Source organism: Gordoniibacillus kamchatkensis, from assembly GCF_000829455.1.
GTDB classification, from domain to species: Bacteria; Bacillota; Bacilli; order Paenibacillales; family NBRC-103111; genus Gordoniibacillus; species Gordoniibacillus kamchatkensis.
Window position 1 is genome coordinate 1 of record NZ_JXAK01000059.1, and the last position, 21,879, is coordinate 21,879.

General features: G+C 45.0%; 30 protein-coding genes and 3 pseudogenes. 6 read left to right on the plus strand and 27 right to left on the minus strand.

Annotated features, from left to right (window positions below):
• Positions 1-96: 96 nt before the first annotated feature.
• From SD70_RS35325 to lpdA, 4 genes and pseudogenes are all read right to left on the minus strand, one after another.
• Positions 97-246, minus strand: a pseudogene (locus tag SD70_RS35325) (biotin/lipoyl-containing protein); the annotation flags it as partial.
• A gap of 132 nt (positions 247-378) precedes the next feature.
• Entirely contained in the window at positions 379-1,359 is a 981-nt protein-coding gene (locus SD70_RS25895; RefSeq protein WP_041051033.1) for an alpha-ketoacid dehydrogenase subunit beta, read from the minus strand.
• Positions 1,350-2,375 carry a thiamine pyrophosphate-dependent dehydrogenase E1 component subunit alpha gene (locus SD70_RS25900; RefSeq protein WP_041051035.1) on the minus strand — a complete coding sequence of 342 codons (1,026 nt, stop codon included), beginning with the start codon at positions 2,373-2,375 and terminating at the stop codon, positions 1,350-1,352. The genes SD70_RS25895 and SD70_RS25900 overlap by 10 nt, the downstream gene beginning before the upstream one ends.
• A 202-nt stretch (positions 2,376-2,577) precedes the next feature.
• Positions 2,578-4,008 carry a dihydrolipoyl dehydrogenase gene (gene lpdA, locus SD70_RS25905; protein ID WP_041051036.1) on the minus strand — a complete coding sequence of 477 codons (1,431 nt, stop codon included), beginning with the start codon at positions 4,006-4,008 and terminating at the stop codon, positions 2,578-2,580.
• 141 nt (positions 4,009-4,149) lie between these two features.
• On the opposite strand from lpdA, the gene SD70_RS25910 reads away from it, so the two are divergent.
• Both SD70_RS25910 and SD70_RS25915 read left to right on the plus strand, forming a co-directional pair.
• Positions 4,150-4,416: a DUF2627 domain-containing protein gene (locus SD70_RS25910; protein ID WP_041051038.1), complete on the plus strand. Its 267-nt coding sequence runs from the start codon at positions 4,150-4,152 to the stop codon at positions 4,414-4,416.
• Positions 4,417-4,514: 98 nt separating this feature from the next.
• On the plus strand, positions 4,515-4,688 hold the full coding sequence (locus SD70_RS25915) for a hypothetical protein (RefSeq protein ID WP_231571541.1): 174 nt from the start codon (positions 4,515-4,517) through the stop codon (positions 4,686-4,688).
• 185 nt (positions 4,689-4,873) lie between these two features.
• Here SD70_RS25915 and SD70_RS25920 read toward each other — a convergent pair whose 3' ends face one another.
• Both SD70_RS25920 and SD70_RS25925 read right to left on the minus strand, forming a co-directional pair.
• Positions 4,874-5,062 (minus strand): DUF7167 family protein, encoded by a 189-nt coding sequence (locus tag SD70_RS25920; protein WP_156158191.1) that lies wholly within the window; start codon positions 5,060-5,062, stop codon positions 4,874-4,876.
• A 15-nt stretch (positions 5,063-5,077) separates the two neighbouring features.
• Complete coding sequence (locus tag SD70_RS25925; RefSeq protein WP_041051044.1) at positions 5,078-5,323, minus strand: hypothetical protein; 246 nt, start codon at positions 5,321-5,323, stop codon at positions 5,078-5,080.
• A gap of 126 nt (positions 5,324-5,449) precedes the next feature.
• Between SD70_RS25925 and SD70_RS25930 the strand changes: the two genes are divergently transcribed.
• Positions 5,450-5,722, plus strand: coding sequence for a hypothetical protein (locus tag SD70_RS25930; RefSeq protein ID WP_041051046.1), 273 nt, complete (start codon positions 5,450-5,452; stop codon positions 5,720-5,722).
• 80 nt (positions 5,723-5,802) lie between these two features.
• Here SD70_RS25930 and SD70_RS25935 read toward each other — a convergent pair whose 3' ends face one another.
• The gene (locus SD70_RS25935; RefSeq protein ID WP_041051048.1) at positions 5,803-6,036 is read right to left on the minus strand and encodes a hypothetical protein; all 234 of its coding nucleotides are present in this window, start codon (positions 6,034-6,036) and stop codon (positions 5,803-5,805) included.
• A gap of 104 nt (positions 6,037-6,140) precedes the next feature.
• Here SD70_RS25935 and SD70_RS25940 point away from each other — a divergent pair, with 104 nt between their 5' ends.
• The gene (locus tag SD70_RS25940) at positions 6,141-6,677 is read left to right on the plus strand and encodes a 5' nucleotidase, NT5C type (RefSeq protein ID WP_041051050.1); all 537 of its coding nucleotides are present in this window, start codon (positions 6,141-6,143) and stop codon (positions 6,675-6,677) included.
• A gap of 133 nt (positions 6,678-6,810) precedes the next feature.
• Here SD70_RS25940 and SD70_RS25945 read toward each other — a convergent pair whose 3' ends face one another.
• The 12 genes and pseudogenes from SD70_RS25945 to SD70_RS36380 form a co-directional block, all read right to left on the minus strand.
• Complete coding sequence (locus SD70_RS25945; RefSeq protein ID WP_041051052.1) at positions 6,811-7,023, minus strand: hypothetical protein; 213 nt, start codon at positions 7,021-7,023, stop codon at positions 6,811-6,813.
• Positions 7,024-7,038: 15 nt separating this feature from the next.
• Positions 7,039-7,323: a hypothetical protein gene (locus SD70_RS25950; RefSeq protein WP_041051054.1), complete on the minus strand. Its 285-nt coding sequence runs from the start codon at positions 7,321-7,323 to the stop codon at positions 7,039-7,041.
• A 22-nt stretch (positions 7,324-7,345) separates the two neighbouring features.
• Positions 7,346-7,858 (minus strand): acyl-CoA thioesterase, encoded by a 513-nt coding sequence (locus tag SD70_RS25955; RefSeq protein ID WP_041051055.1) that lies wholly within the window; start codon positions 7,856-7,858, stop codon positions 7,346-7,348.
• A 252-nt stretch (positions 7,859-8,110) separates the two neighbouring features.
• A complete protein-coding gene (locus SD70_RS25960; RefSeq protein WP_231571543.1) occupies positions 8,111-8,275 on the minus strand; it encodes a mechanosensitive ion channel protein MscL in 165 nt (54 codons plus the stop codon).
• 198 nt (positions 8,276-8,473) lie between these two features.
• On the minus strand, positions 8,474-8,995 hold the full coding sequence (locus tag SD70_RS35330) for an S-layer homology domain-containing protein (RefSeq protein ID WP_082053663.1): 522 nt from the start codon (positions 8,993-8,995) through the stop codon (positions 8,474-8,476).
• Positions 8,996-9,168: 173 nt separating this feature from the next.
• Positions 9,169-9,261, minus strand: a pseudogene (locus SD70_RS36370) (sporulation transcription factor Spo0A); the annotation flags it as partial.
• A gap of 484 nt (positions 9,262-9,745) precedes the next feature.
• Positions 9,746-10,849, minus strand: coding sequence for a stalk domain-containing protein (locus tag SD70_RS25970; RefSeq protein WP_041051059.1), 1,104 nt, complete (start codon positions 10,847-10,849; stop codon positions 9,746-9,748).
• 15 nt (positions 10,850-10,864) lie between these two features.
• Positions 10,865-12,136, minus strand: coding sequence for a restriction endonuclease (locus SD70_RS37195; RefSeq protein ID WP_052487888.1), 1,272 nt, complete (start codon positions 12,134-12,136; stop codon positions 10,865-10,867).
• Between the two features lie 63 nt (positions 12,137-12,199).
• Positions 12,200-12,706, minus strand: a complete 507-nt coding sequence (locus SD70_RS25980) for a hypothetical protein (protein WP_041051061.1) — start codon at positions 12,704-12,706, stop codon at positions 12,200-12,202.
• A 344-nt stretch (positions 12,707-13,050) separates the two neighbouring features.
• A complete protein-coding gene (locus SD70_RS37200; RefSeq protein ID WP_197081190.1) occupies positions 13,051-13,206 on the minus strand; it encodes a hypothetical protein in 156 nt (51 codons plus the stop codon).
• Between the two features lie 98 nt (positions 13,207-13,304).
• Positions 13,305-13,799: a DUF2691 family protein gene (locus SD70_RS33980; protein WP_052487889.1), complete on the minus strand. Its 495-nt coding sequence runs from the start codon at positions 13,797-13,799 to the stop codon at positions 13,305-13,307.
• A gap of 165 nt (positions 13,800-13,964) precedes the next feature.
• Entirely contained in the window at positions 13,965-14,144 is a 180-nt protein-coding gene (locus SD70_RS36380) for a hypothetical protein (RefSeq protein ID WP_156158192.1), read from the minus strand.
• A 229-nt stretch (positions 14,145-14,373) separates the two neighbouring features.
• Between SD70_RS36380 and SD70_RS25990 the strand changes: the two are divergent.
• Positions 14,374-15,169: pseudogene (locus SD70_RS25990) on the plus strand (IS1595 family transposase).
• On the opposite strand, the gene SD70_RS25995 reads toward SD70_RS25990, so the two are convergent.
• Positions 15,170-15,673 (minus strand): hypothetical protein, encoded by a 504-nt coding sequence (locus SD70_RS25995; protein ID WP_052487891.1) that lies wholly within the window; start codon positions 15,671-15,673, stop codon positions 15,170-15,172.
• 258 nt (positions 15,674-15,931) lie between these two features.
• Between SD70_RS25995 and SD70_RS38645 the strand changes: the two genes are divergently transcribed.
• Positions 15,932-16,786 carry a hypothetical protein gene (locus SD70_RS38645; protein ID WP_052487892.1) on the plus strand — a complete coding sequence of 285 codons (855 nt, stop codon included), beginning with the start codon at positions 15,932-15,934 and terminating at the stop codon, positions 16,784-16,786.
• Positions 16,787-17,056: 270 nt separating this feature from the next.
• Here SD70_RS38645 and SD70_RS26005 read toward each other — a convergent pair whose 3' ends face one another.
• The 7 genes from SD70_RS26005 to SD70_RS26025 form a co-directional block, all read right to left on the minus strand.
• Complete coding sequence (locus tag SD70_RS26005; RefSeq protein WP_041051063.1) at positions 17,057-17,623, minus strand: hypothetical protein; 567 nt, start codon at positions 17,621-17,623, stop codon at positions 17,057-17,059.
• Between the two features lie 50 nt (positions 17,624-17,673).
• The gene (locus tag SD70_RS36390) at positions 17,674-17,880 is read right to left on the minus strand and encodes a hypothetical protein (RefSeq protein WP_156158193.1); all 207 of its coding nucleotides are present in this window, start codon (positions 17,878-17,880) and stop codon (positions 17,674-17,676) included.
• 14 nt (positions 17,881-17,894) lie between these two features.
• Positions 17,895-18,509: a TOTE conflict system archaeo-eukaryotic primase domain-containing protein gene (locus tag SD70_RS26010; protein ID WP_041051064.1), complete on the minus strand. Its 615-nt coding sequence runs from the start codon at positions 18,507-18,509 to the stop codon at positions 17,895-17,897.
• A gap of 24 nt (positions 18,510-18,533) precedes the next feature.
• Positions 18,534-18,794, minus strand: coding sequence for a DUF5659 domain-containing protein (locus SD70_RS38650; RefSeq protein WP_331436845.1), 261 nt, complete (start codon positions 18,792-18,794; stop codon positions 18,534-18,536).
• 54 nt (positions 18,795-18,848) lie between these two features.
• Positions 18,849-20,273 carry a ParB/RepB/Spo0J family partition protein gene (locus tag SD70_RS33995; protein WP_052487893.1) on the minus strand — a complete coding sequence of 475 codons (1,425 nt, stop codon included), beginning with the start codon at positions 20,271-20,273 and terminating at the stop codon, positions 18,849-18,851.
• Positions 20,274-20,655: 382 nt separating this feature from the next.
• Positions 20,656-20,859 (minus strand): hypothetical protein, encoded by a 204-nt coding sequence (locus SD70_RS26020; RefSeq protein WP_041051065.1) that lies wholly within the window; start codon positions 20,857-20,859, stop codon positions 20,656-20,658.
• A 72-nt stretch (positions 20,860-20,931) separates the two neighbouring features.
• Positions 20,932-21,702, minus strand: a complete 771-nt coding sequence (locus SD70_RS26025) for a hypothetical protein (RefSeq protein WP_156158194.1) — start codon at positions 21,700-21,702, stop codon at positions 20,932-20,934.
• Positions 21,703-21,879: the final 177 nt, after the last annotated feature.

The following is a 21,879-nucleotide window of genomic DNA, read 5'->3' on the forward strand; positions in this document are numbered from 1 at the left end:
CGGGCCGCCAAACTGTCGCCAAACTCCAGCCGCCGGCCGTCAATCGTCATTAAATCGCCGTTTCACAAACAACGCAATAAGGCCGATGGGGCCGTCAACCTTCTCCGTAAACAGCTCGCAGAGCACGTCGTATTGCTCGACCGTGTCGCCCGGCTGCTTCAGCCACGTTCCGACCGTCGCCGATACGAGGCTTTCCGCCAAATGCGGCACCGTCACCTCGACGATATTTCCATTGGACTCGCTCATTTCCATCCCCCAAACTTGACGGGCCGCCAAACTGTCGCCAAACTCCAGCCGCCGGCCGTCAATCGTCATTAAATCGCCGTTTCACAAACAACGCAATAAGGCCGATGGGGCCGTCAACAACCTCGCCAAATCTCAATACTGGGCCAGCTTGCGCATCGCGTCCAGCATTTTGTCGACGCTCGGCAAGAAAAACTTCTCCATCGGCGGGTTCATGCCGACGGCCGGCACGTCCGGCCCGCACACCCGCATCACCGGCGCATCCAGATCGTACAGCAGCTCCTCGGCGATAAGCGCCGCCACTTCCGCGCCGACGCCGCCCGTCTTGTTGTCCTCATGCGCGATCAGCACTTTGCCGGTGCGCGATGCGGCTTCGAGAATGGCCGGCACATCGAGCGGCTGCAGCGTGCGCAAATCGAGTATGTGCGCGCTGTAGCCTTCCTTGGCCAGCTGTTCGGCGGCCTGAAGCGCGTACTGCACCGTCAAGCCGTAGCTGATGACGGTAATGTCGCGCCCTTCGCGCTTCACGTCCGCTTTGCCGATCGGCACGATGTAATCTTCGTCGGGCACTGGCCCGGTTACGCCCAAGTAACATTTTTTATGCTCGAAGAACAGCACGGGGTCCGGATCGCGGATCGCCGCCTTGAGCAGTCCTTTCGCGTCGTACGGGTTGGAAGGAGCGACGATTTTCAGCCCCGGCGTGCCGAAAAACACCGACTCCGGGCACTGCGAATGGTACAGCGCGCCGCCGCCCGTCGCCCCGTACGGCGCCCGGATCACGATCGGACAGTTCCAGTCGTTGTTCGAGCGGTAGCGGATTTTTGCCGCTTCGCTGATGATCTGGTTCGTAGCCGGAAAAATGAAGTCGGCAAACTGCATTTCCGCGACCGGTCGCATGCCGTACATCGCGGCGCCGATAGCAACGCCGACGATTGCCGACTCGGCCAGCGGCGTATCGAGCACGCGGTCCTCGCCGAACTTGTCGCGAAGGCCTTTCGTGGCGTTGAGCACGCCGCCTTTGCCGACATCCTCGCCGAGCACGAATACGTCGCCGCTGCGCGCCATCTCTTCATCCATCGCCGAACGAATCGCTTCCAGGTATGTGATTACAGCCATTGGTCCCGGTCCTCCCGTTCGTCGGCATAGACGTGCGTCAGCGTATCTTCCGGTTTCGGATACGGCGCCAAATCGCCATACTGCGTCGCTTCGTTCATTTCGCGCTTGATTTCGGCTTGCAGCGCCTCGTCTTGCGCTTCGCTCCACAAACCGCTGTCAAGCAAATATTGTTTCATCATCGACACCGGATCGCGCTCGCGGTGGTACTCGACTTCTTCTTTCGTCCGGTACAGCATATCGTCGTCGGACGTGGAGTGCGGCGCAATGCGGTACATGACCGCTTCGATCAGCGTCGGTCCGTCGCCGCGCAGCGCCCGCTCCCGGGCTTCTTTGACCGCTTCGTATACTTCCAGCACGTTCGTGCCGTCGACCCGCACGCCGGGGAAGCCGTAGCCGAGCGCACGGTCGACGATCCGCCCGGCGACTTGCTTGTGCAGCGGCACCGAAATGGCGTACTGGTTGTTCTCGCACATGAAAATGACCGGGAGCTTATGTACTCCGGCAAAATTCATGCCTTCATGGACGTCGCCTTGATTGCTCGAGCCTTCTCCGTAAGTAGTGAAGGAGACGAAGCTTTGCCGCTTCATTTTGCCTGCCAATGCGATGCCTACAGCGTGCGGCACCTGCGTCGATACCGGGCTTGAGCCGGTCACGATGCCGAGCCGTTTATGGCTGAAATGTCCGGGCATTTGCCGGCCCCCGCTGTTCGGATCTTCCGCCTTGGTGAACGCCGCCAGCATCAAATCCTTGAGCGTCATGCCGACGCTGAGGACGAACGCGTAATCCCGATAATATGGCAGGAAAAAGTCCCGGCCGTGCTCCAGCGCGAAAGCCGCTCCCACTTGAGCTGCCTCTTGCCCTATTCCCGATACGTGGAACGGAATTTTGCCGGCTCGCTGCAGCAGCAAGCACCGTTCGTCGAACTTGCGGGCCGTCAACATGTTGCGATACATATGCACAACCTGCTCATCCGTCAATCCTAACGTCCGGTGCTTCGTCGTTTGCCCAATCGACACGGAGTATTCCTCCTTCGGTTCCCGTTTGATTTTTAATACCTGGTACTAATACTAGGCGTTATAAGTATATTATAAACCGCGGGGAACTTGCCTGCAACTCTATTCGCCAATCCGGATTCGTTCCCGCAATCCATCAGCGGCTGCAGCCTGTGAGCGGGTACCGCTCAAGCCGCAATTGAAGAGACTTTCTCGCTGCCCCAAGTTACATGGAGGTCGACTTGCCGTCAACGGCCAGCATCGCTTCGCCAAGCGCCTCGGAGAGCGTCGGATGCGGGTGAATCGTCATCCCGACTTCCCACGAAGCGGCGTTCAGCAGCTGCGCCAGCGCAGCCTCGCTGATCATGTCCGTCACGTGCGGGCCGATCATGTGCACGCCCAGCACGTCTTTCGTCCGCGCATCCGCGACGACCTTCACGAAACCGTCCGCCTCGCCGTGCACAAGTGCCTTGCCGATCGCCTTGAACGAAAACTTGCCTGTCTTCACCTCATAGCCGCGCTGCTTCGCCTGCTCTTCGGTCCAGCCGACGCTGGCGATTTCCGGCCGCGTATAGATGCAGCGCGGCACGAGGTGCGGCTCGTAGGTGTGCGGTTCCTCACCGCAAATACGGTCGACCGCCGCCACCGCCTCATGCATCGCCGCATGGGCCAGCTGCAGCCCGCCGATGACGTCGCCAATCGCGTAAATATGGCCTTCCGTCGTCTGAAAATGCTCGTTCACCTTGATCAGCCCGCGCTCCACCTTTACATCGGTGTTCTCCTCCAGCCCAAAGCCGTCGACATTGCCGGCCCTGCCAACGCTGACGAGCAGCTTGTCCGCTTCGAGCTGCAGCGCCGCGCCGTTTTGCTCGGCCTGAACCCGCGCCGTCCCTCCGTCCTTGACAAGCGTTTCCGGCAGCAGCTTGGCGCCGGTCAGGACGCGAATGCCGCGCTTTTTGAACAACCGTTCCAGCTCGCGCGACACGTCGGCATCTTCGAGCGGCACGAGCCGTTTTTCGAATTCGACAATGGTTACGTCTACGCCGAAATCGTTCATCATCGACGCCCATTCGACGCCGATGACGCCGCCGCCGACGATGACGAGCGACTTCGGCAGCTGCTCCAGCTCGAGCGCTTCTTCGCTCGTCAGCACGAGCTCGCCGTCGATCTCAAGCCCGGGCAACGTGCGCGGATGGGAGCCTGTGGCGATGATCAGGTGCTGCGGCACCAAATTTTCGATTTCGCCTTCCGCGACTTCGACCGACACGGTGCCGCTGCGCGGGGAGAAGATCGAAGGTCCGATCAGCCGTCCGTTGCCGCGGTATACGTCGATGCTATATTTTTTCATCAAAAATTGTACGCCTTTATGCAATTGCTCGACGATCGCGCTTTTGCGGTGCTGCACTTTGCCGAAGTCGAGCGATACCGGGCCGCCCAAGGCAATCCCGTACTCCTCGCCGCGCTTCATCGTCGCCAGCACCTCGGCGCTGCGCAAGAGCGCTTTGCTCGGGATGCAGCCGCGGTGCAGGCATGTGCCGCCCAGCTTGTCCCGCTCCACGATCGCCACCGTTTTGCCGTGCTGTGCAGCGCGGACCGCCGCCACATAGCCGCCTGTTCCTCCGCCGAGCACGACGATATCATACTGCTTGCTGCTCATAAAACATTCCTCCCGCCATCCAATTCCACCCTATTGTACCCTGTTTCCCCATACAAAATATAGTGCCTATTTTCGTTGCGCTGGGCGGGGGGTCCGCTGTATGATAAGTTACGGGCTTGGACGGACACGGGAGGTTATCGCATGAAAGCCGCTTTATCACGATTTATTGCCATTATGATGCTTGTCATTCCGGGCCTTGCGGCAACGTATGGCTTCCTTGCGATGAAGGACGCCTTTTTCGCCCAATTCGGTCCGGCGGAGACCGATCCGCACGTGCAGTGGGGCAAGCTGCTGCTCGGGCTTGTGCTGTTTGCGGCGGGCGTCGCCTTTATCGGCGGCTGGATTTTTTACCGCGACCGCAAGCGTAACTACGTCGCTCCCCGGTTCAAGGCGAAGCGCAGAAAATAACTTATGGCCTCGCTCGGCGTTTACACCCGCTTCGTTTTGGCGACAATGGTAAAGATGTCCATTTCAAACCAAGGAGTGAAGACCAGGTGGAACAGAGCATGAGCGCAGATGAAGTGTTGACGCAAATTAGCCGGCTGCACGATTCCGGGGAATCGCTTGCCAAAAAGAACGTGAAAAAACAGCACCCCGATCTGATGAAAAACGCCTTGTACTACTATCCAAGCTGGGAACACGCGCTTCACAAAACCGGTTTGTCCCCGGGACCGCATTAAGCCGCGAACGATTCAAACGGACGGCCCAGCAACGCTCGCTGACATACATCGCCCACGGCAATAAGCTCCCTTCACCGCCGGATGACTCGTGAAGGGAGCTTTTTTTCATATTGTATTCCTGCCGGACGGTGCCGGCACTTGCGTCTGCCGCAACGCGCGATGCCTGCTGTCCACTTCGCCGCGCTTCATTCCGGCTCGTCTTCGGTTTCCCATTCCAGCTCGACAGCCTTGTCGGCCCACGAGCGGACGGCGACTTCGACGGCGGCTTCCCTCTCGTCCGGATCGAGCGGCTCCAGCTTGGCGTCATCGATGCGGATTTCGTCCGCTGCCGCTTCCTTGCCGTGTACGCGCAGGCGGATGCGGATTTTCATCATGGTCAGCCCCTTTCGTCACGGCAGCAGCTCGGGATGCTGCTCCTTCACATATTGCAGCACCGCATCCCGCTCGCCTGGCCGCCACTCGTAGCGGCAGTCCATGCCATTAAACAGCAGATCGGCGGCAAGCACGGCGCCATCGGCGGACAGACGCACCCGCGCGACGTACAGCTCGTCCGGTTCGTCCTGAAAACGCAAACCGACGTACACTTCCCAGCCGCCGCCGCTCGGCTCCGCTTGCGCATAGTCAAATTGGATCAATGCGACCGCCTCCTAGCCTCCATTGAATAATTGCTGCATTCCTTATATAATATACTAATGCGCGCTTCACTTCACCCATAATTACCCTTGGCAACCATCGTTGTCGTTCCATAAGGAGGAATTTCCATGGCTTATACGCCGCAAGTAGTAGATGCCAAGATCGTCAGCGACAATCCGAAAAACGGACTGTTCGAAGTTCTCGCCGTGCTCAAGGACAGATGCCAATGCCGCATCGGGTTCGAGCGCACTCCATCCGGCGAGGAGCACGCCACTCACGTGAACCGTCTGTTCACGGAGCCGTGCCCGGTTTGCCGCAAAGACTTCCTGTGCAACTGCATGACGAAGTTCCTGCCGACGATCGCCGAACAAGCGCTGCAGATCGTCAAAACGAAAGCGTAATTATCGATCGTGTCGAGATCGAACAGGGCCATCCCGAAGTCATCGCCGATGACAGCAGGACGGCCCTTTTTCATGCGCAACTATGCTTCGTAGATGGCCCCGTACAGCGCCTCCACCAAGCTGTCGAAGCGGAGCGGGTCATAAGTTAAATCCGCAAACGGAACGTGCATAATTTTGTCAGGGTACGGGATCAGGAAAAAGCTGCTCCGGCTATCTTGCGGGTCGATTCGCACGAACACTTGCAGCCTGGGGTTGCCGGTCTTCTCCGCCAGCAGCCGTGTCGCATCCGGGCTGAAATGCGCATAGTTCGGCATCGTTTGCCCTCCTCTCGCTCTGATATCGGATGATTTGACTGCAACCGCTGCCAGCCGGTACACTGAGCACAGACGATTAGCGATGAAGCGGGAGGTCACGGAAAATGTCAATCAGGAAACGTATTGCAGTCGACATGGACGAAGTAATCGCCGATTTTATGGGCAAATATTTGCAGCAATATAACGAGCGGTATGACGACGCTTTGACGCCGCACCATTTGCACGGCAAAAAGCTGCGCGAGGTGGCCAAGTGCGGCGAAGAGGTGTACCGGCTTCTGGAGGACCCGGAGTTCTTCGCCGATCTCGGCGTCAAGGAGCATAGCCAGGAAGTGCTGCGCGAGCTGCAGGAGCGGTACGACATTTACATCGCTACGGCGGCCATGGAAGTGCCGAACTCGTTTCATGCCAAGTACCGCTGGCTGAAACAGCACTTCCCCTTTATTCCGGACATGAACATCGTCTTTTGCGGCGATAAAAGCATCATTCGCGCCGACTATTTGATCGACGACAACAGCCGGCATTTTGCCGGTTTCGTCGGCGAAGGCATTTTGTTCACGGCACCGCACAACGTGTTTGAAACCAAGTATACGCGGGTGAACGATTGGCTTGAAGTGCGCGAGCTGTTCCGGCACACGCCGTAACGAGGGGGCCGGTCAAGCCCTCTTTTCGCTCAACTCCCGAATATGGTCCATTACCCGCAAATGGACTTGGCGCACGATCGTATCGGACCATAGGCGAAAATAAGGCGACGGCTGCACGTACAGCCGGTACCAGCTATTCCCCTCTAGCGTCGTCGTGCCAAAACCGCGTATTGATCATGCCGATCGCCATCGGCAGCAGGACGAACTCGGATAAAACGAAGATGGCAGAGCCTTGCCCGAAGCCGTGCACGGATTTGATCGCCCAGCTCGTCAACAGCAGTATGACCGCCGCCGCGGCGTTGGATACGACGATTCCGTACACGATTGCACGCGATTTGATATGCAAACAACCAACACTCCTTTAAACCGGGAACAAATGCCCTACGATGGCGACCAACAAGCCGAAAAAGGCCGCATACCGCTTAACGGCAGCATTGCTCCGTGGACGAAAGAAAACAAGGTAAACGCCGATGCCGAGCGGAACGGGGACGTTCATCACATTGAAGACGAACGAGCCGAGCACATAGCAGCCGAGCAGCTTCCAGGCAAGATGGCGCTCTTCCTCGTCCCTTCTTTGATACAGCAGAACGAGGCCGGCAATGACGACGATAGTGGCGATGATGGAGAGCTTAATATTAAAATTCACAAGGCCCGCGGGCTCCTTCCCGTCATTCCCAAGGCTGTTTCACGGTCAGGAAGCCGGCCAGCCGCTTGCTCTCTTCTCTCCTCTGACGGCGCATCTCCGCGCGCTGCGGCGCCGATTCGTGCAGCTTGATTTCTTCCTCTGTCTCAGGCACCGCCGCGGGCACCGGCACCGGCCGCTTCTGATTGTCGAGCGCCACGAACGTCAGGAATGACGTCGCCGCAATAAGGCGCTCACCGCTTAGCAAATCTTCCTTGACAATTTTGACGAACACTTCCATGGACGAATGTCCGGTCCACGTGACGAACGCCTCCATGCAGACCGAGTCGCTCGGCCGTATCGGGTGCAGGAAGTCGACGGAATCCGTCGACGCTGTCACTACCGAGCGGCGGCAATGCTTCGTGGCGGCTATCGAGGCGATGTCGTCGATATACGCCATCAGCTTGCCGCCGAACAAAGTATTATGGTTGTTGACGTCGGGCGGAAACACCCGGGACGTTTTGAAGCATCGGGATTCTCTCACGAAACGCTGTTCCATTCTGCTCATCCTTTGTTGGTCGATTTCCCTTTATTATTCTAGATAAACCGCTCACCTCCTTTTTTTGTCCCCGTCGGCAGCAAACTTTGACCCTAAGAAAACAAAAAAAGAGGCCCACGCCCCTTCTCCAGCTGGCAATTATGTACTATCTATCAAGGCACACGATCGTTAAAGCTTCGGCGGCCCATGCCGTTGTCATCCGGTTGCAGTCAAGTTCCGGAACGAGCCCCTCAGCTCTTTCAGCGCTTAACGTCAAAACACGATTCTTCTTGTCACCACAATGCCGTTGCCGTACTTCAGCTTCATTAGCGCAATTTGCTCTTTTACGTATGCATAAACGTTTTTCAACCGCCCTGTTTTCGGCCGGATCGTTTCCTTCACTTCGCCGTTGACGACAACATCGTACACCACTATCACCGACATTCACTTCCTTTGGTTTCGGATTCTATATCGTTAGTGTAAGATGCGATGATTAAATAGGGATTAAAATTAATCGGCTATTGTGTGAACAAATGGAAATTTTAGTTGACGGGCGATCCGCCAACAGGAATAATTCGTATCGTATGTAAAAACGACGCGGAATGAGAAGCCAACATTCCGCGTCTGTTCGGATGGTTACGGAGCCGTGCCGGTGGTGCCGCCTGTCGTCGTTCCGGCTGTACCGCCAGTCGTTCCACGCGACGGTGCGGTGATATATCCGCCGTCGGCCAACGCTTTAATGATTTTTATAAGTTCCGATCGTTTGAGCGGATTTTCCGGCTTGAACGTTCCATCAGGGTAGCCGTCAATGATGCCCAACTCGGTCCCCCAGTTTACGTATGCCGCATACCACTCGGTGCTGGGCACGTCGGTGAATGTGCTTGTTGCCGCGCCGCCCGCCGTACCGGCCGTTCCCGTTGTCGTACCGGTTGTTCCGGTCGTTCCCGTTGTCGTACCGGTTGTTCCAGTTGTCGTACCGGTCGTTGTACCCGTTGTCGTACCGGTCGCCAATGGCCGATAAAGGCCGGCGTTGTTCGGACGGAGATTGGTACTGCGATACTGATCGGCACTCTGCGTCCTTACGTTGTTATTCGCACAACCTGCCAATAACGATAATGAGAGCAAAGCTGCGGATAGACAAATGAGCGGCTTCTTCAAACGTGAATCACTCCTTTCTTAGTTTCGTATATATCATTTGCTTTCCCGCACCGATTCAATCGCTCGGAGCACCGCAAGTGGATGGCTGACAAGCCAGCATGCAAAAAAAGTACCACGGACTCATCGCCTAAAAAGCAAGCGATGAAGCGTGGTACGATACTTTTTTTGAAAGATTAAGACACCTTATGCTCGATCCGCAGCTTGTCGGCGACCATCGCGATAAATTCGCTGTTGGTCGGCTTCGACTTCGAGATGTTGATCGTGTAGCACTAGGCAGGACAAGGGTTTTACTTCATGAGTGTAATTGTATTTTACCACTATTAGTTGGTTTCCGATTGGAAAGTTCGTTGCTTAAATTGCTTTCCATTTTTGATTATAAATTCCCCAATAAGGTTGTCAATAGTTGGTATGCTTGTTTCAAAATCTTCAGCCATCAAATAACATAAAGAAATTGCCGTTATCATTTGGGTCATCCTGTGCCATAGCTCTAATATTTTCCGATTATTTACAACCAAGGATGGAAACTAAATTCGTACCCTTTACCACGTCACCAAACGCCCAATTCTGGCTTCTAAGCCATGTTTCATTATTATTGGCTTTATTATATATCGACAATAAAACACGCCTCAGAATCAAAATCTGGGCGTTTGAGAGGGGTTAAAATGCTGATTTTATTGGAAGTGACTAAAAATCAAAGAAGCATCAAACCTTCATAGGTCTGTGGTGCCTTCGTACCTGATTCATTGAGAATTATTTTAATTGATCACTACTTGGAAAAGGATTTGGAGCCACATACATATTAATGACCACATTATTACTTTCAACATAACCACTTGCTAAAAATGAACTTGACGCCCCATACACAAAGCCGATGCTTAACGGATATTGAGGGTTTAATGCTTGTACTTCAGCAGCATATTTTTTTAAATATTCATCTTTCAAATTCCCCAAATCACTCCAATATTTTGAAAAAGAGTTTTGATCAAGTGAACCAGTGTATTTCACCTGCGTTGTAACGATGTTACTTACTGACAACTCTTTTTTACCAATTGAAAAATCCTCTTTAAATTTGGAATAATTTATATTTAATCTTTTCTCAATATCACTCGCGTTAGTATCACTCCCATTAGTAGATAAAACAGCTTTAATATTAATCTTACCCGTAGCATCGTCAACACTTATTGCTCCACCAAATGTTTCAATAACAAATCTCATTGGAGCTAATGTTGATCCATCTTTTATTTGTAATGGTAATGGCATTGATAGCGTGTTGCCATTAAAAACAGCAGTTGATAGTCCAATTGTTAATACAAGTACATCCTTGTCTGATTTAAACGTGATTTGTTTAGTGCTATCGTTCCATGTAGCCGTGACACCTAGGCTCTCAGATAATAACCGAATAGGAGCAAGAAATTCATTGCCTTGTTTATACAATACTTCTGGAGTGACTTGTTGATTATTAACAAAGATCAAGTTCTTTGCTATTTGAGGAACATTGGATTGTACTGGTTTCGATTCAGTTGGTGTCTGAATCACTGCACTCGATGTTCCTTGCCCAGAAGCACCTGAAGCGCCGTTTACAGGGCTTACAGCAACCTCACCTATCTCCACTCTCTTCAACTGCTCATTCCACGTCACAGCGGCTCCTAGAACGTCTCCAACTGCCTTCAACGGTACATAGGTATTTCCTTGATAATTGAGCGCAGGTAAATCCGCGTTCGTATACTCTTTTCCTTTTACTAAAATCGGATAATCAATCTTAGTAAGAATGTATTCCTTTACTGAATCTGCAAATACCGATGATGTTGCTGTAATGGAAATTCCTATTATGATGCCGATGATTAACTTTTTCATATTACAACTCCCATTCTAAAACAACTCATCAATCTTCTCTTTCAATATTGTTCTATCCCAAAGTACAATTCCATTTGAAGCCGCTAATTCCCTTGCTGATTCAGTAAAATAATTATTCGTAATTACGATTCCCTTGTCTAATCTGTAATGACTTATTCCTGCCGCGACTTCTTGTATAGCTTTATTTGTAACTGCACTGGAATAACACTTGGCTTGGATGCCAAACTTTCTACCATCTTTTTCAGCTATAACGTCTACTCCTTGATCGCCTGAACCTTTTGTAACTTCTGTCGAATATCCCATTTTAGAAAATAATGTGCCTATAAAACGTTCAAACTCATGTCCATCCATCAAGTCGATGTCATTAATTGTAAAATTATTATTAGTGTCTTGTTTCAATAATGAATTTTCAAAATCATCAAGCTTTTTTCTATCAATTAAATCAGAAAGCATACTTATCAGGGCTTTATTACATTTAAGAAAATGACTATTATCTTTAAATTTCCCCTTGAACATAAGATAGTATGTTAAGATTCCAGCATTATTTACAGAATCAATATTAATAGTGTCAATATTACCATATTTTTCAATGCAATCTTCTAACGATGCATCATCGACTCCATGAAAGTATTGATTGTAATCCTTATCAAACATATCATGAAAATAACGGGTCACTATAACCCTTAGCAATTTCCATGTAACATAAATGCCTAAAATTTCTGATGAAAATGAATACTTTCGATCAATTATTTTAACTAATTTCAAAAACTTTTCAGTGTAGTAATTATTTAATGTATCAAAGTTAATCTCATCTTCAAACCCATCTAATACGTTACTAAACTTTAAAGTATTCGAGAACTCATCATCGTTACACAATAGTGTATATTGACCAATTTTATTTCCAAATTTTAACATTCGTTCAAAAACTACAATGCTTGCCTTAGTTAAAAAGATTTTATCCGTTTTTTCGATGAAGTTGTAAATAATTGTATTGATCTCTTCGTTATTAATTAGTCGAGAAAATCTTTCCTCTACCTCGTCGTTAAACTTGTCCTGTTTCAATATATATGCCCTATTCATCACGTCGAAATGATTTTCTATTATTAGAACTTGATCTTTCATTTCTCTATCCGAATATGCCACTTTGTTATTGACTAGAAAATTATGAATGATGTTTTGTGAATCCGTAAATACTACTACACTATCAAAATACTGATGATTTTCTGTTTGTATGTAATAATGATTCTCCTTCACTGTGACTTCGATTGTCGATAATTCATCAACCAAATTTATCTCTGCTACATAATTTTTTTAAAGATAGGCGGCCAACTTTAAATTTTTTTATCCTTATCATTTTTCATCTTCATCGTACCATTTTACCAAACCGACATAAGTTTCAAGGGTTTCACCCTGAACAATTTTATTTACCAGTTCTTGTCTTTCAAATATCCGTTTTTGCTCTTCCAATTTTAATTGTTCTTCTTTTTGTAACTCTTCATCTCGTTTTCTTTGTTCTTCTTGTTGCTGCCACAGCTTGGCCTTTTCCTCTTGTTGTTGTTTATACTCTTGACGCTTTCGTTCAAACTCTTCTTTTTTACGTTGTTCTTCCTCTAGTCGTTTACTTTCCTCTTCTTTCTTTAGCTTTAATTCTTCCTCCCGTTTTTCTAATTCTTCTCTTCTCTTTTCCAGTAATTCTTTTGGATATCGCTCTTGTAGTTCCTTTTTTCGTTGCTCCAACTTATTTTCTTCTATTTGCGCCAAATCATTTTCTTTAATTGGCTCTTGCTTTATTTCAATTGCTTCTTCATTGTCCCTAACCATCTGGTCTTTCTTGTCTTTCTTAAAAAAACCAAACATTAGAAGTTCACCCCATCGGTAATATTTTCCTCCCCATAATACCACCGACAAGGTTATAGGTCTATAGGATCATCGATAATATAACGATTGTGGGATTAAAGTAATAAAAAATAAACACATCTCATTACATGATTTCCATATCTTCCCCGTTCTCCTGTTTACTTCTCATTTCTTCATTTCCCCTTTACCCGCTCCAATATGTCATATCTACAAAGCCTTATAACAGAATCATTCCTCTGCCTCGGAATATTCAACAGCAAAATTTACCCATGAAAAAAAGCGAATCAGCCCAAATTCAGTCAAATTCGACCGTTATTTTATCATGAAAAATGGATTTAACCCCATCATTTTTTATCCCATACAACAATAAGAAGTGTGGCGATGGGGCCAATAAACAATGAGATAAAAAACCAGTTCAAGCCACTCCGATTTTTACTCTGTGCAAGTCCAGCATTGATTAAAGCCAGAGTTCCCCATCCCACTGTATATTCAGTATTCATCTTGCTCCGCCCTTCCACTTAATCCCATTTGGTTCATTATACCATCAAATACAAAGAAAAAAGCTACCCATTTTCGGATAGTTTACACTTGATGCGCATTACCACACATTTAACCTTGTCCGTGAATCATTTTCATCAATTAGTTCATACTTCAATCCGCTCTGCTCAGCGTTCAAAGCAATTTCTTGAATCGTCTCTTCACTCTTACAATATATGTCGAAATTATAAACGTCCCAATTCAAAATCACGATTTCCGCATTACTTTGAACGAATTCTTCGTATGTGCTCACATCAATATTCTCGTGGTTCCCTTTATTTAATTTTGCCGGAATTGCTACAAACTTTCCGAAGATACAGTAATCCATTCGATTTATTTCTCGTTCAAGCACATTTCCAGACACAATGCCATCTAGATAAATTGGCTCATTGGCAATGATATTTGCGTAAGCATCTAAGTGCTTAATGAACCAATTGTACCGTCTGAAGTTGATGCAATTAGACAGCATTTGAAGGACTTGCGTGCTTCCGTCAGTGTCTAAGATGATTTCGATACCTCTCGACTCCAGATAGAAGCCCTCCTTTAGCCTAAACATTAAATGTGCTCTTTGTCAGATTCTCTAGTTATTTGATTTATTCATCGCTCGCAAATTCATCTTCGACATCATCAACAAACCTTCTGTATTCAGTTCCTCTTCTCCTTAAATGTAACTTCTCTTTTATGAGGTTATTTTTCTGATAATCTTGATTCCCTTACCTCTTTATCGTTGACACCAAACTTTTTTTAGCACATCTTTAACAGTATCAACAAACCATTTTGGAGATTTGGGCTGAACATATACTTGTCGTATTAAGTCAGTCAAATCAACCTTTACTGGAATACCTACTGGACGCTCTCTTTCTAATTTAATGTTCTTTTTATATTGTTCATTTTTCCACATAGATAAGACCGCCCTAACTTCGTTTTCCCCTTTGTACCATGAAGCTTTTTTAAAATTTGATTCTCCAGTTAACTCAGGAAACCTCTTTTAACACGAACGTAGGTTTGGTATACTAAAATCAAACAAATGTTCGGGAGTGGTTTTGATGGCAAAGAAGGAAGCGATGAATCTCATCCAGTTTCAAAAGGCATTCCAAACGGAAGAGGCATGCCATCGTCATCTTATGAAAATGAAGTGGCCTGACGGCTTCTGTTGTCCGAAATGTCAGCATGACAAGGCATACGAGATCACGACACGTAAGCTGCCGCTGTTTGAATGCGTCCGTTGCCGCCATCAAACCACTGTCATTGCAGGTACGATTTTCGAGAAAACGCGTACGGATCTCGTGAAATGGTTCTGGGCCATCTTTCTGATCGCTCACGATAAGCGAGGCGTTTCGGCGACGTATCTATCGGAGGAGCTTGGCATTGCCTATCAGACCGCGTGGACGATCCAGCATAAAGTGAGAAAGGCCATGGGCGAGCGCGATGCCTCCTATACGCTTGCCGGCATTGTTGAACTGGATGACGCGTTCTTCGGAGCGCCGACAGAAGGCGGTAAACGCGGTCGCGGCACGGAACAAACACCCGTACTGGCAGCCGTATCGCTGGACAGGAAAGGAGCGCCGCAATATGTGAAAATGAAGGTCATCCCGAATGTCAAAGGCAAGACGCTGGTCGATTTTGCACGGCACCATATCGAGCCCGGTGCTACCATCAGCAGCGATGCCTACAGTTCGTATCGAAAGCTCGCAGAGGAAGGTTACGATCACCAGCCGCTCGAAATGGCTGCACACCATGATTTCCAACGCCAAAGCCTTTATTGGCGGTACGTTCCATGGCCTTGATTCGAAGCACTTACAAGCGTATTTAGACGAATTTTGCTATCGATTCAACCGCCGCGAGGTAAAGAGTGAATTGTTCAACCGACTTGCTCAGTGTTGTGTTTTGTCCGAAACCATAACCTATCCTGAGTTAGTTGGATAATCAAATTTTAAAATATAAATGCATTGGATCAGTTATCGAATGTGTATCATAGTCCTGATCTATATAAACCACTTTACCTGCAAAAGCAACGGAACCAAAACATAGTATTGGTTTTGTTAATTCCGAAAATTCCGATTGAATCGCTATCCCAAAATCTCCTTTGGTATACGTTGCCCACATTATATTTGACTCTACTTCGTTAAGATGCCAACATGAAAGGTATGTGTCCTTCCTCATACCTTTAACCATGTTATCCCATTCATCTAAATGGACATTCCCTAAAGCACCGAAGCCATTAAACTCTTCAATTAATCGTTGTCTTGTAGGTTGATTAACTGTCCCTTCAAGCTGGTCGTTAAATGTATCTGCCCTAGCAAAAAATAAAGAACTTGTTGTAAGCATATTAATAAACTTACTAAATGTCATGTAGCGCCATATTTTTTCGTTTGCTTTAACTGACATAATTGTTGATTCAAAATCAGAAAATGAATGATCTTTTGACACCTTTTTTCACCTGACTAAAAGGTAATTTTCTTCTATAAATGGGCAAAACAATTAATACCCACTTGCATTAGAACAGTTTTAACCGTTACTGGGCACTTTAAATAGTAGCGCATTTGTTCCTGCATATAAAAAACGATTAAAAACTCATTTCGACAAACTCCCTACACTTTCCTTCTAATTCAATCGTCCAAAGAAACATTTGCGCATGCGTTACGTCTAATAATTAATTAGCACATTCACAAAAAGGGGAAAAATAAATTGTTAATCACCTGCTATTATGGTAATGGCCCCGAACTGGGATACATTTATTTAAAAGAACCAACAGAGGATGAATTCGATGACTTTGATCGAGGCAAAAACGAAATTGCCAATTTTGTAAATCCAACACAAATTAAAATCCCTTATGTTTCAGATGCAAAATTGGCTTCTTACTTGGATAGGATGACCATAGCCGCGAATACCTTCAAAGCTGACCATGAGATAGGCTATAATACTGAATATGGAAATGATATGGACGAGGAAGGGTACATTATTGGGATCGAATTAACGCTTGACCACGAAAGATTTATTGATCTTGTCAAAAATCAAGTTTTTAAGGTCATCAAAACAGAGTGGCGGAACAAGAAGTTCCATGTGGTTACTTTTGACCATGCGGGGAATGTATTCAAACCGGAAAATGTCATATACAAGTTAACCAATGAAGAAGATACATTTATCATCGTTCAACTTAAATCCCCCGAGAATCTTGGTATGCACTATCTCGATGAAAACGAACAAAAACGTCCAGTTGCCCTGTTCAAAGCTCTGATTTCAGCAAGAGAACACATATACCCTCTGGAGTACTTGATGCAACCACAATTCTACCTTTTGAAAAATACATCACTTCAATTTATCGATAATAACTTAATTTGTGAAGTAGATGCACTTCGATTTTGGAATGCTATCCCAAAAGAAAAGCGTGATCATATCCTCAATAACGTTTTTTGCGGGAATTGTTTAGATGTTGTTAGAATTGTTGATTGTTCGATTTATAACGATGCCAACGGTTTGTTGTTGAGGGGGAAATGTAACAAGTGCGGAAATAGCGTGGCGCAAGTTATAGAACGGGAATAATATGGGGGTCTATCCTGAACCCCCACTTATCCAAATTCAACTGTTTATTTCCTACTATTCCTATCGGATATAAAATTTCTTGTACAAAATGATAAGGAATAGGTTTTTTATTAAATTCCCTGTCCGGGGGGACTGTTTTGGGGTGGCTCTGGGAAAGGGATAGAACTATATGTTAGAAATTAATCTAAATATGTTATTATATGGAAATGATGGTTTAGATGAGATGAATTTTAAGGTACAGCTTATTTCACTGTACCTTAATAAAATGTTTTAACTTATCAGGTTATTGTATTGTCGTCTTGGCAATAGTTGTTTCAACTCATCGTAGGTAAAGTAAAATTGCAAACATGCCGAAATGTCATTGTAATTTTGTGTCACATATATATTATCAGCATTATTTTCTAAGTTTGGATTTTCGCTAGTTTCTAGCAAATCCAATCTATACTTATTAGGTAAGCACTTATCGCTTCCCTTTTGTTTTCGGTTTCGTTCTTCGGCGATTACTACACCTAGTTTTATCAATTTTTCGACCTGTCTAAAAACCGTGGCCTCTCCTAAGCCAGTTGTTTTTACCATTTGAGGAAACGACATGTAGAAAATACCACTTTTGAGAGCAAAGCGTTTGCTATGTATCAACAAAGCGTAAGCAAGCAGTTTTTGATTTTTTTCTGGACACTTTTTTATAATTGCCTTTATCTCCTCATATGTAACCGATATATCTTTTTCAGGCGGCTTAATTGTATAATCTTTTGAGTATATGTATTGAACCAATTCGTCTATGTCTTTGAAACAATCCTTTAGTGGAGTTGTATATGTATTTGGGTCTTGCTTTTTCATCCATTCATACAACTCATGCTTGGTCTGTTCCTGTTCCAAGCCACTATATTTTAGATAAGCAATAATATTTTTAATGGAATTATGTCGCTGCCTTGAACCTTTAAACCATTCAGCAACAAATCTTGTGCTCTTTCAATGGAATAATCTTCTGTCGGTTTGTATGAAGGTAAAGGTTTATGCGCCGCGATTGCATCCTCAGTTTTGATAAATTCTTGCTTTGGAATATTATCTTTCTTTTCTTCTTCAATAACGTCCAAAACAATCTGCGAATTTATCTTTTATTGTAAAATAAATATTCTTCGCTCCGTTCTCGATCCATTACTTTCAAGCCATCTTTTATCAGGCAAAAACCGCAATATTTTTTGGTTTTTTGATGAACCCCTAAAGGAATCTTAACTCCTTGTGCGTCTGTTGGTCTAAATTCAACTTTTTGACCATCATCAAAATATTGCAATATGTCTGATTGGATTAGTATATGGTCGAAGAATTTCTTAGCATGTTCAATTAAAATTAAATCCTCGAAGAACAAATCAATATGATATCCTTTATTTCCGCTATAACTTATGTAGTGGTCATTGATACCAAACTCCCTCAAAGTTTCAGAAATTTTGTATGTAATCCATTTCGCCATTTCTGCGTTACTACCAAAATCTACGTCAAAAGTGATGAATTTAGTTTTGAACTTCCCTCCAAATGTCCCTATCGTAAATTCGCCTTCTAGATGCTTCTGTAAATGCCTGTCCGTTAAGGCAGTAACCTTCTTCCCTTTTTTTGTTTGCTCTCCTGCCGTAAGTGTTACGTAGTTTCTGGGATACTGGACTAGATATTTTTTCCTCTGAATGATATAAAGATCGCCTAATTTTTTTATGATTTTCTGATTATCCAATATATGAGTAACCCCCGCTTTATTTTATCTAATTGTTTCTTTATATTCTGAAATCGCCCGCTCCAACTCATCATTTATGACAAAAAGATGAAATATCTTATCCGTCTTTAAATGCTTGGCTTTTGTAATAAAGTTAATCCCCTTTTCGTACCTTAAATACTTTGCGAGATTGAAGTCATAACAATAAAATAGGTCGTTCACTTTATAGCCTCCGTTTGAATTATCAAATAAACATGAATCCCCGCTACAGTTAACAATGTAGCAGGGATATGTGTCACGTGACACAATTATAATTGTTCAACTTCAAATAACCTTCTGCTTATTTCCTCTTGAGAAATATCAATAGAAAGTGCTGACTCTACTGTATCTAATGCAAGTTCGAAAACTAACGTCATTGCCAGTATTAAAATTTACCACCAACATCTCAGCCAATTGTTGATTAGTCATTCTAGGTTGACCCTCACTATCTTTAATCCGATGACATTGCTCGATTAGCAAACGCACACGAAGCAAATCCTCTTTTGATGAATGAGAAAAGTCACCAAACAGTAAATCATTAACAGTCCAACCTCTTTCACGTATGAACTCATCGGCCTCGTAAAATTCTTTTATGGTTTGAGGAAGGAAATGGGCATCCGAATGATTTGAATAAATGCCGTACATCAAAGCAAAAAAATCTGTCCAAAGTTCATTGTTACTGTTAATTTCATTGATCAAATTGTGATAGTGGTCAGAGCTGTATATAATCGCAAGTTCTCCGTGTTCGTTTCTTCGCTCATTTCTCAGTGAATCAAATAAATTTACAAAACGATAATTGCTTGGCTGTATCCATTCTATCGCTGTTTCTTGGTCAATGGGATTCTCTTTGTTTCGAATCGAATCATAGAACCTATCAATCGACCATTTTCTAAATTTTTTATCGTACGAATGCTTGAGTAAATCCTTTTCAAATTCAGCAGCGAAATCTAAATCTTCAGAAGTCAGGTTTTCAAAATTGTTTCCGTACATGTAACAAAACATATCTATTGACAATCCGAATGGCAATCTTTCCCTCTTCGTGTACATTAAAGCCGAACCAAAATTTAAGGATTGGCGAATTGAGGAAAACACAAGTGCATAATACCACTCATCTACCCATTTTTTTACATCCGTAACCGATATAGATTCTTTACTCCAAAAATATGTACTGAACTTACTTTGAAATAATTCGAACAAATCCTGTTTAACAATTGAATAACTCTCTGTACATATGCGCTCAAGAATTGGTTTTAATCGAAGAAGTTGTTTGGCGTGGCCTTCTTTAATCAAACCTTTAATGATCATATTCTGAACGCCCTCAGACAATTTCAACAATCGTAACTTACTTGTTACATAATCACGAGTCTTACTTATCTTCTTTGCAATCTCTTCATGAGTCATGCCTAGTTGTGTATACCTAAGAAAAGTTTGTGCTTCCTCGATTGGTGTCAATTGTTCACGCTGAATATTTTCAATAACAGACAAATGAAAAGCATCTTCATCGTTCAAATCCCTAATTTTTGCTTGAATCGTTTCAAGTTTAGCAATTAGATGCGCCCGATATCTACGCTCACCTTGGACAATTTCATACATATCATTTCCTGTTGGTCGAACGAGAATTGGTTCCTGTAATCCATCATTTAAAATTGAATTGGCGAGTTCATTAAGCGATTCTTCGTCAAAGTGTTTTCGTGGCTGATTTGGATTGGGCACAATTTTACTGATTTCGATTTCTTTGATTAGCATACTTGGTTATCTCCTTTATATTTTTTTAATTTTCATCTTGTACAACTCATATTTTTCCTGTATAATATGAGTTGTACAAGAGTGTACCGTTATATTTTAGCTGGTGCTTAAATGCACATTACGCTGAGGGTTTGACAGAAAAAAATGTCGAATCCTTTTTGGCGTTAAAAAATAGCACTCCTCATAAATAGTATACTATGTTTGACCTTCCTTGATCAATTGTTTTTAACACTTTACTTATATTTGTTTCCTATTAATTAAATTAGGTGAATATGTGCTTCCTATTAATTAAATACCCACGTTTCCTTGGTCTATCCCTTTTTCTCTTTTCCCGTAACGTAGGTTTAAAGATTGAACAGGGGAATCAGGTATACTCCCCCTCCTATTCCTCAAAACAGGCCACATAAGCACATCCCATTGTCTCAGCAATTTTTTGTGCTTCATGTTCCCCATGTTCGACATTGCTCCAGCAACCGATCTCCTGCACATATTGCTCACCTTCAATATTTATAATAATCGAAACTTGACAGCGTTCCGTTTGACGATCGATCCTGGATTGGACGTAAGTTGTTATATCTTCATTCATGTTTTTAAATCCCCCCTTAGCGGCAAAGCGGCCACTATTATCTTGTGGAATAAACGACAAAATTTTTACCTGTCAAGGCGAAGAAAATAATCGCTTGTTCTCCCCCTTGAACAATTTCTTGTTTTGCGGTAGGTTGGCCTTACCTAGTTTAAACGAATGCGTTTTGATAAATTTTTCTTCTGGTAAGGACAGTTCTAATTCCGGAAAAAGTTTTTGAACCAAATCCAATCTAATGCCGGTTGTTAGGCGTCCCGCTTCATTCACCTTGATATTTTCGAATAGAAGATATTCTTTAATAAACTGTCTAAAATCATCTGGTGAATATCTGTCGAAAACGTCTGCAATTGGCTCCAGTTGTAGAATCTCAATATATGTTGAATGAGCATTCCTATCATTTTCGTAATTTGAATAATGGCCTTTGTACGAAACATCCACGCACCAAAGGAAAATCTTCTGATCATCAGAAAGACTCTTTAAATCAAACACACTGAACAAGGACAATATGAGCATGTTCGTTCCCATACAGTATTTCTGAAAATAGTTATCTCTGGTGATGTTTAAAATATTGTTGATGTTGCAGCTATTAGGATTCGGCGTATCTCCCGCATTAAGAAGCGTCACATGATTATCGAAGCAGTAGGCATTCCCTTCCAAGGCAATATCTACGCCTATGAGCTTTTCCCCTTTTGGCTGCTGATTTGATTTATAAATACTGCTGAAGTCGTAAAAATGCGATATATTCCAATTTTTTATCTTTTTTAGGAGTGTTGCCGAAAAAAAGCTATCTATATCGTTCGACAAGCACATGCTAAAATTAGCATCACTCCAAATCCATTCTGGCATTTTTGATTTAATTTCATGTTGCATTGCTCAGGCGAAAGAAAAAACATTTTCGCCTTCTCTTACTTCTTGCTCAAATATCAATGTTGCTGTTCTATTGCATTTTCTCCCTTTAAAAAATCATTGATTCTACAAAAGGGAGAAGACGTTATGTTTTGTTATCCTTCAACCGTTTCACCG

Excerpts from the sequence above, each read along its gene's own strand:
- SD70_RS26020 (WP_041051065.1), bottom strand. The coding sequence starts at position 20,859 with ATGAATGAAGATATAACAACTTACGTCCAATCCAGGATCGATCGTCAA.
- SD70_RS25915 (WP_231571541.1), top strand. The coding sequence starts at position 4,515 with ATGAGCGCAGATGAAGTGTTGACGCAAATTAGCCGGCTGCACGATTCC.
- SD70_RS26025 (WP_156158194.1), bottom strand. The coding sequence starts at position 21,702 with ATGCCAGAATGGATTTGGAGTGATGCTAATTTTAGCATGTGCTTGTCG.
- SD70_RS25920 (WP_156158191.1), bottom strand. The coding sequence starts at position 5,062 with ATGATGAAAATCCGCATCCGCCTGCGCGTACACGGCAAGGAAGCGGCA.
- SD70_RS25940 (WP_041051050.1), top strand. The coding sequence starts at position 6,141 with ATGTCAATCAGGAAACGTATTGCAGTCGACATGGACGAAGTAATCGCC.
- SD70_RS25910 (WP_041051038.1), top strand. The coding sequence starts at position 4,150 with ATGAAAGCCGCTTTATCACGATTTATTGCCATTATGATGCTTGTCATT.
- SD70_RS25970 (WP_041051059.1), bottom strand. The coding sequence starts at position 10,849 with ATGAAAAAGTTAATCATCGGCATCATAATAGGAATTTCCATTACAGCA.
- SD70_RS33995 (WP_052487893.1), bottom strand. The coding sequence starts at position 20,273 with ATGCTAATCAAAGAAATCGAAATCAGTAAAATTGTGCCCAATCCAAAT.
- lpdA (WP_041051036.1), bottom strand. The coding sequence starts at position 4,008 with ATGAGCAGCAAGCAGTATGATATCGTCGTGCTCGGCGGAGGAACAGGC.
- SD70_RS25955 (WP_041051055.1), bottom strand. The coding sequence starts at position 7,858 with ATGGAACAGCGTTTCGTGAGAGAATCCCGATGCTTCAAAACGTCCCGG.
- SD70_RS36380 (WP_156158192.1), bottom strand. The coding sequence starts at position 14,144 with ATGTGGAAAAATGAACAATATAAAAAGAACATTAAATTAGAAAGAGAG.
- SD70_RS25930 (WP_041051046.1), top strand. The coding sequence starts at position 5,450 with ATGGCTTATACGCCGCAAGTAGTAGATGCCAAGATCGTCAGCGACAAT.
- SD70_RS37200 (WP_197081190.1), bottom strand. The coding sequence starts at position 13,206 with ATGAATACTGAATATACAGTGGGATGGGGAACTCTGGCTTTAATCAAT.
- SD70_RS25980 (WP_041051061.1), bottom strand. The coding sequence starts at position 12,706 with ATGTTTGGTTTTTTTAAGAAAGACAAGAAAGACCAGATGGTTAGGGAC.
- SD70_RS26005 (WP_041051063.1), bottom strand. The coding sequence starts at position 17,623 with ATGAAAAAGCAAGACCCAAATACATATACAACTCCACTAAAGGATTGT.
- SD70_RS25935 (WP_041051048.1), bottom strand. The coding sequence starts at position 6,036 with ATGCCGAACTATGCGCATTTCAGCCCGGATGCGACACGGCTGCTGGCG.
- SD70_RS33980 (WP_052487889.1), bottom strand. The coding sequence starts at position 13,799 with ATGTTTAGGCTAAAGGAGGGCTTCTATCTGGAGTCGAGAGGTATCGAA.
- SD70_RS25895 (WP_041051033.1), bottom strand. The coding sequence starts at position 1,359 with ATGGCTGTAATCACATACCTGGAAGCGATTCGTTCGGCGATGGATGAA.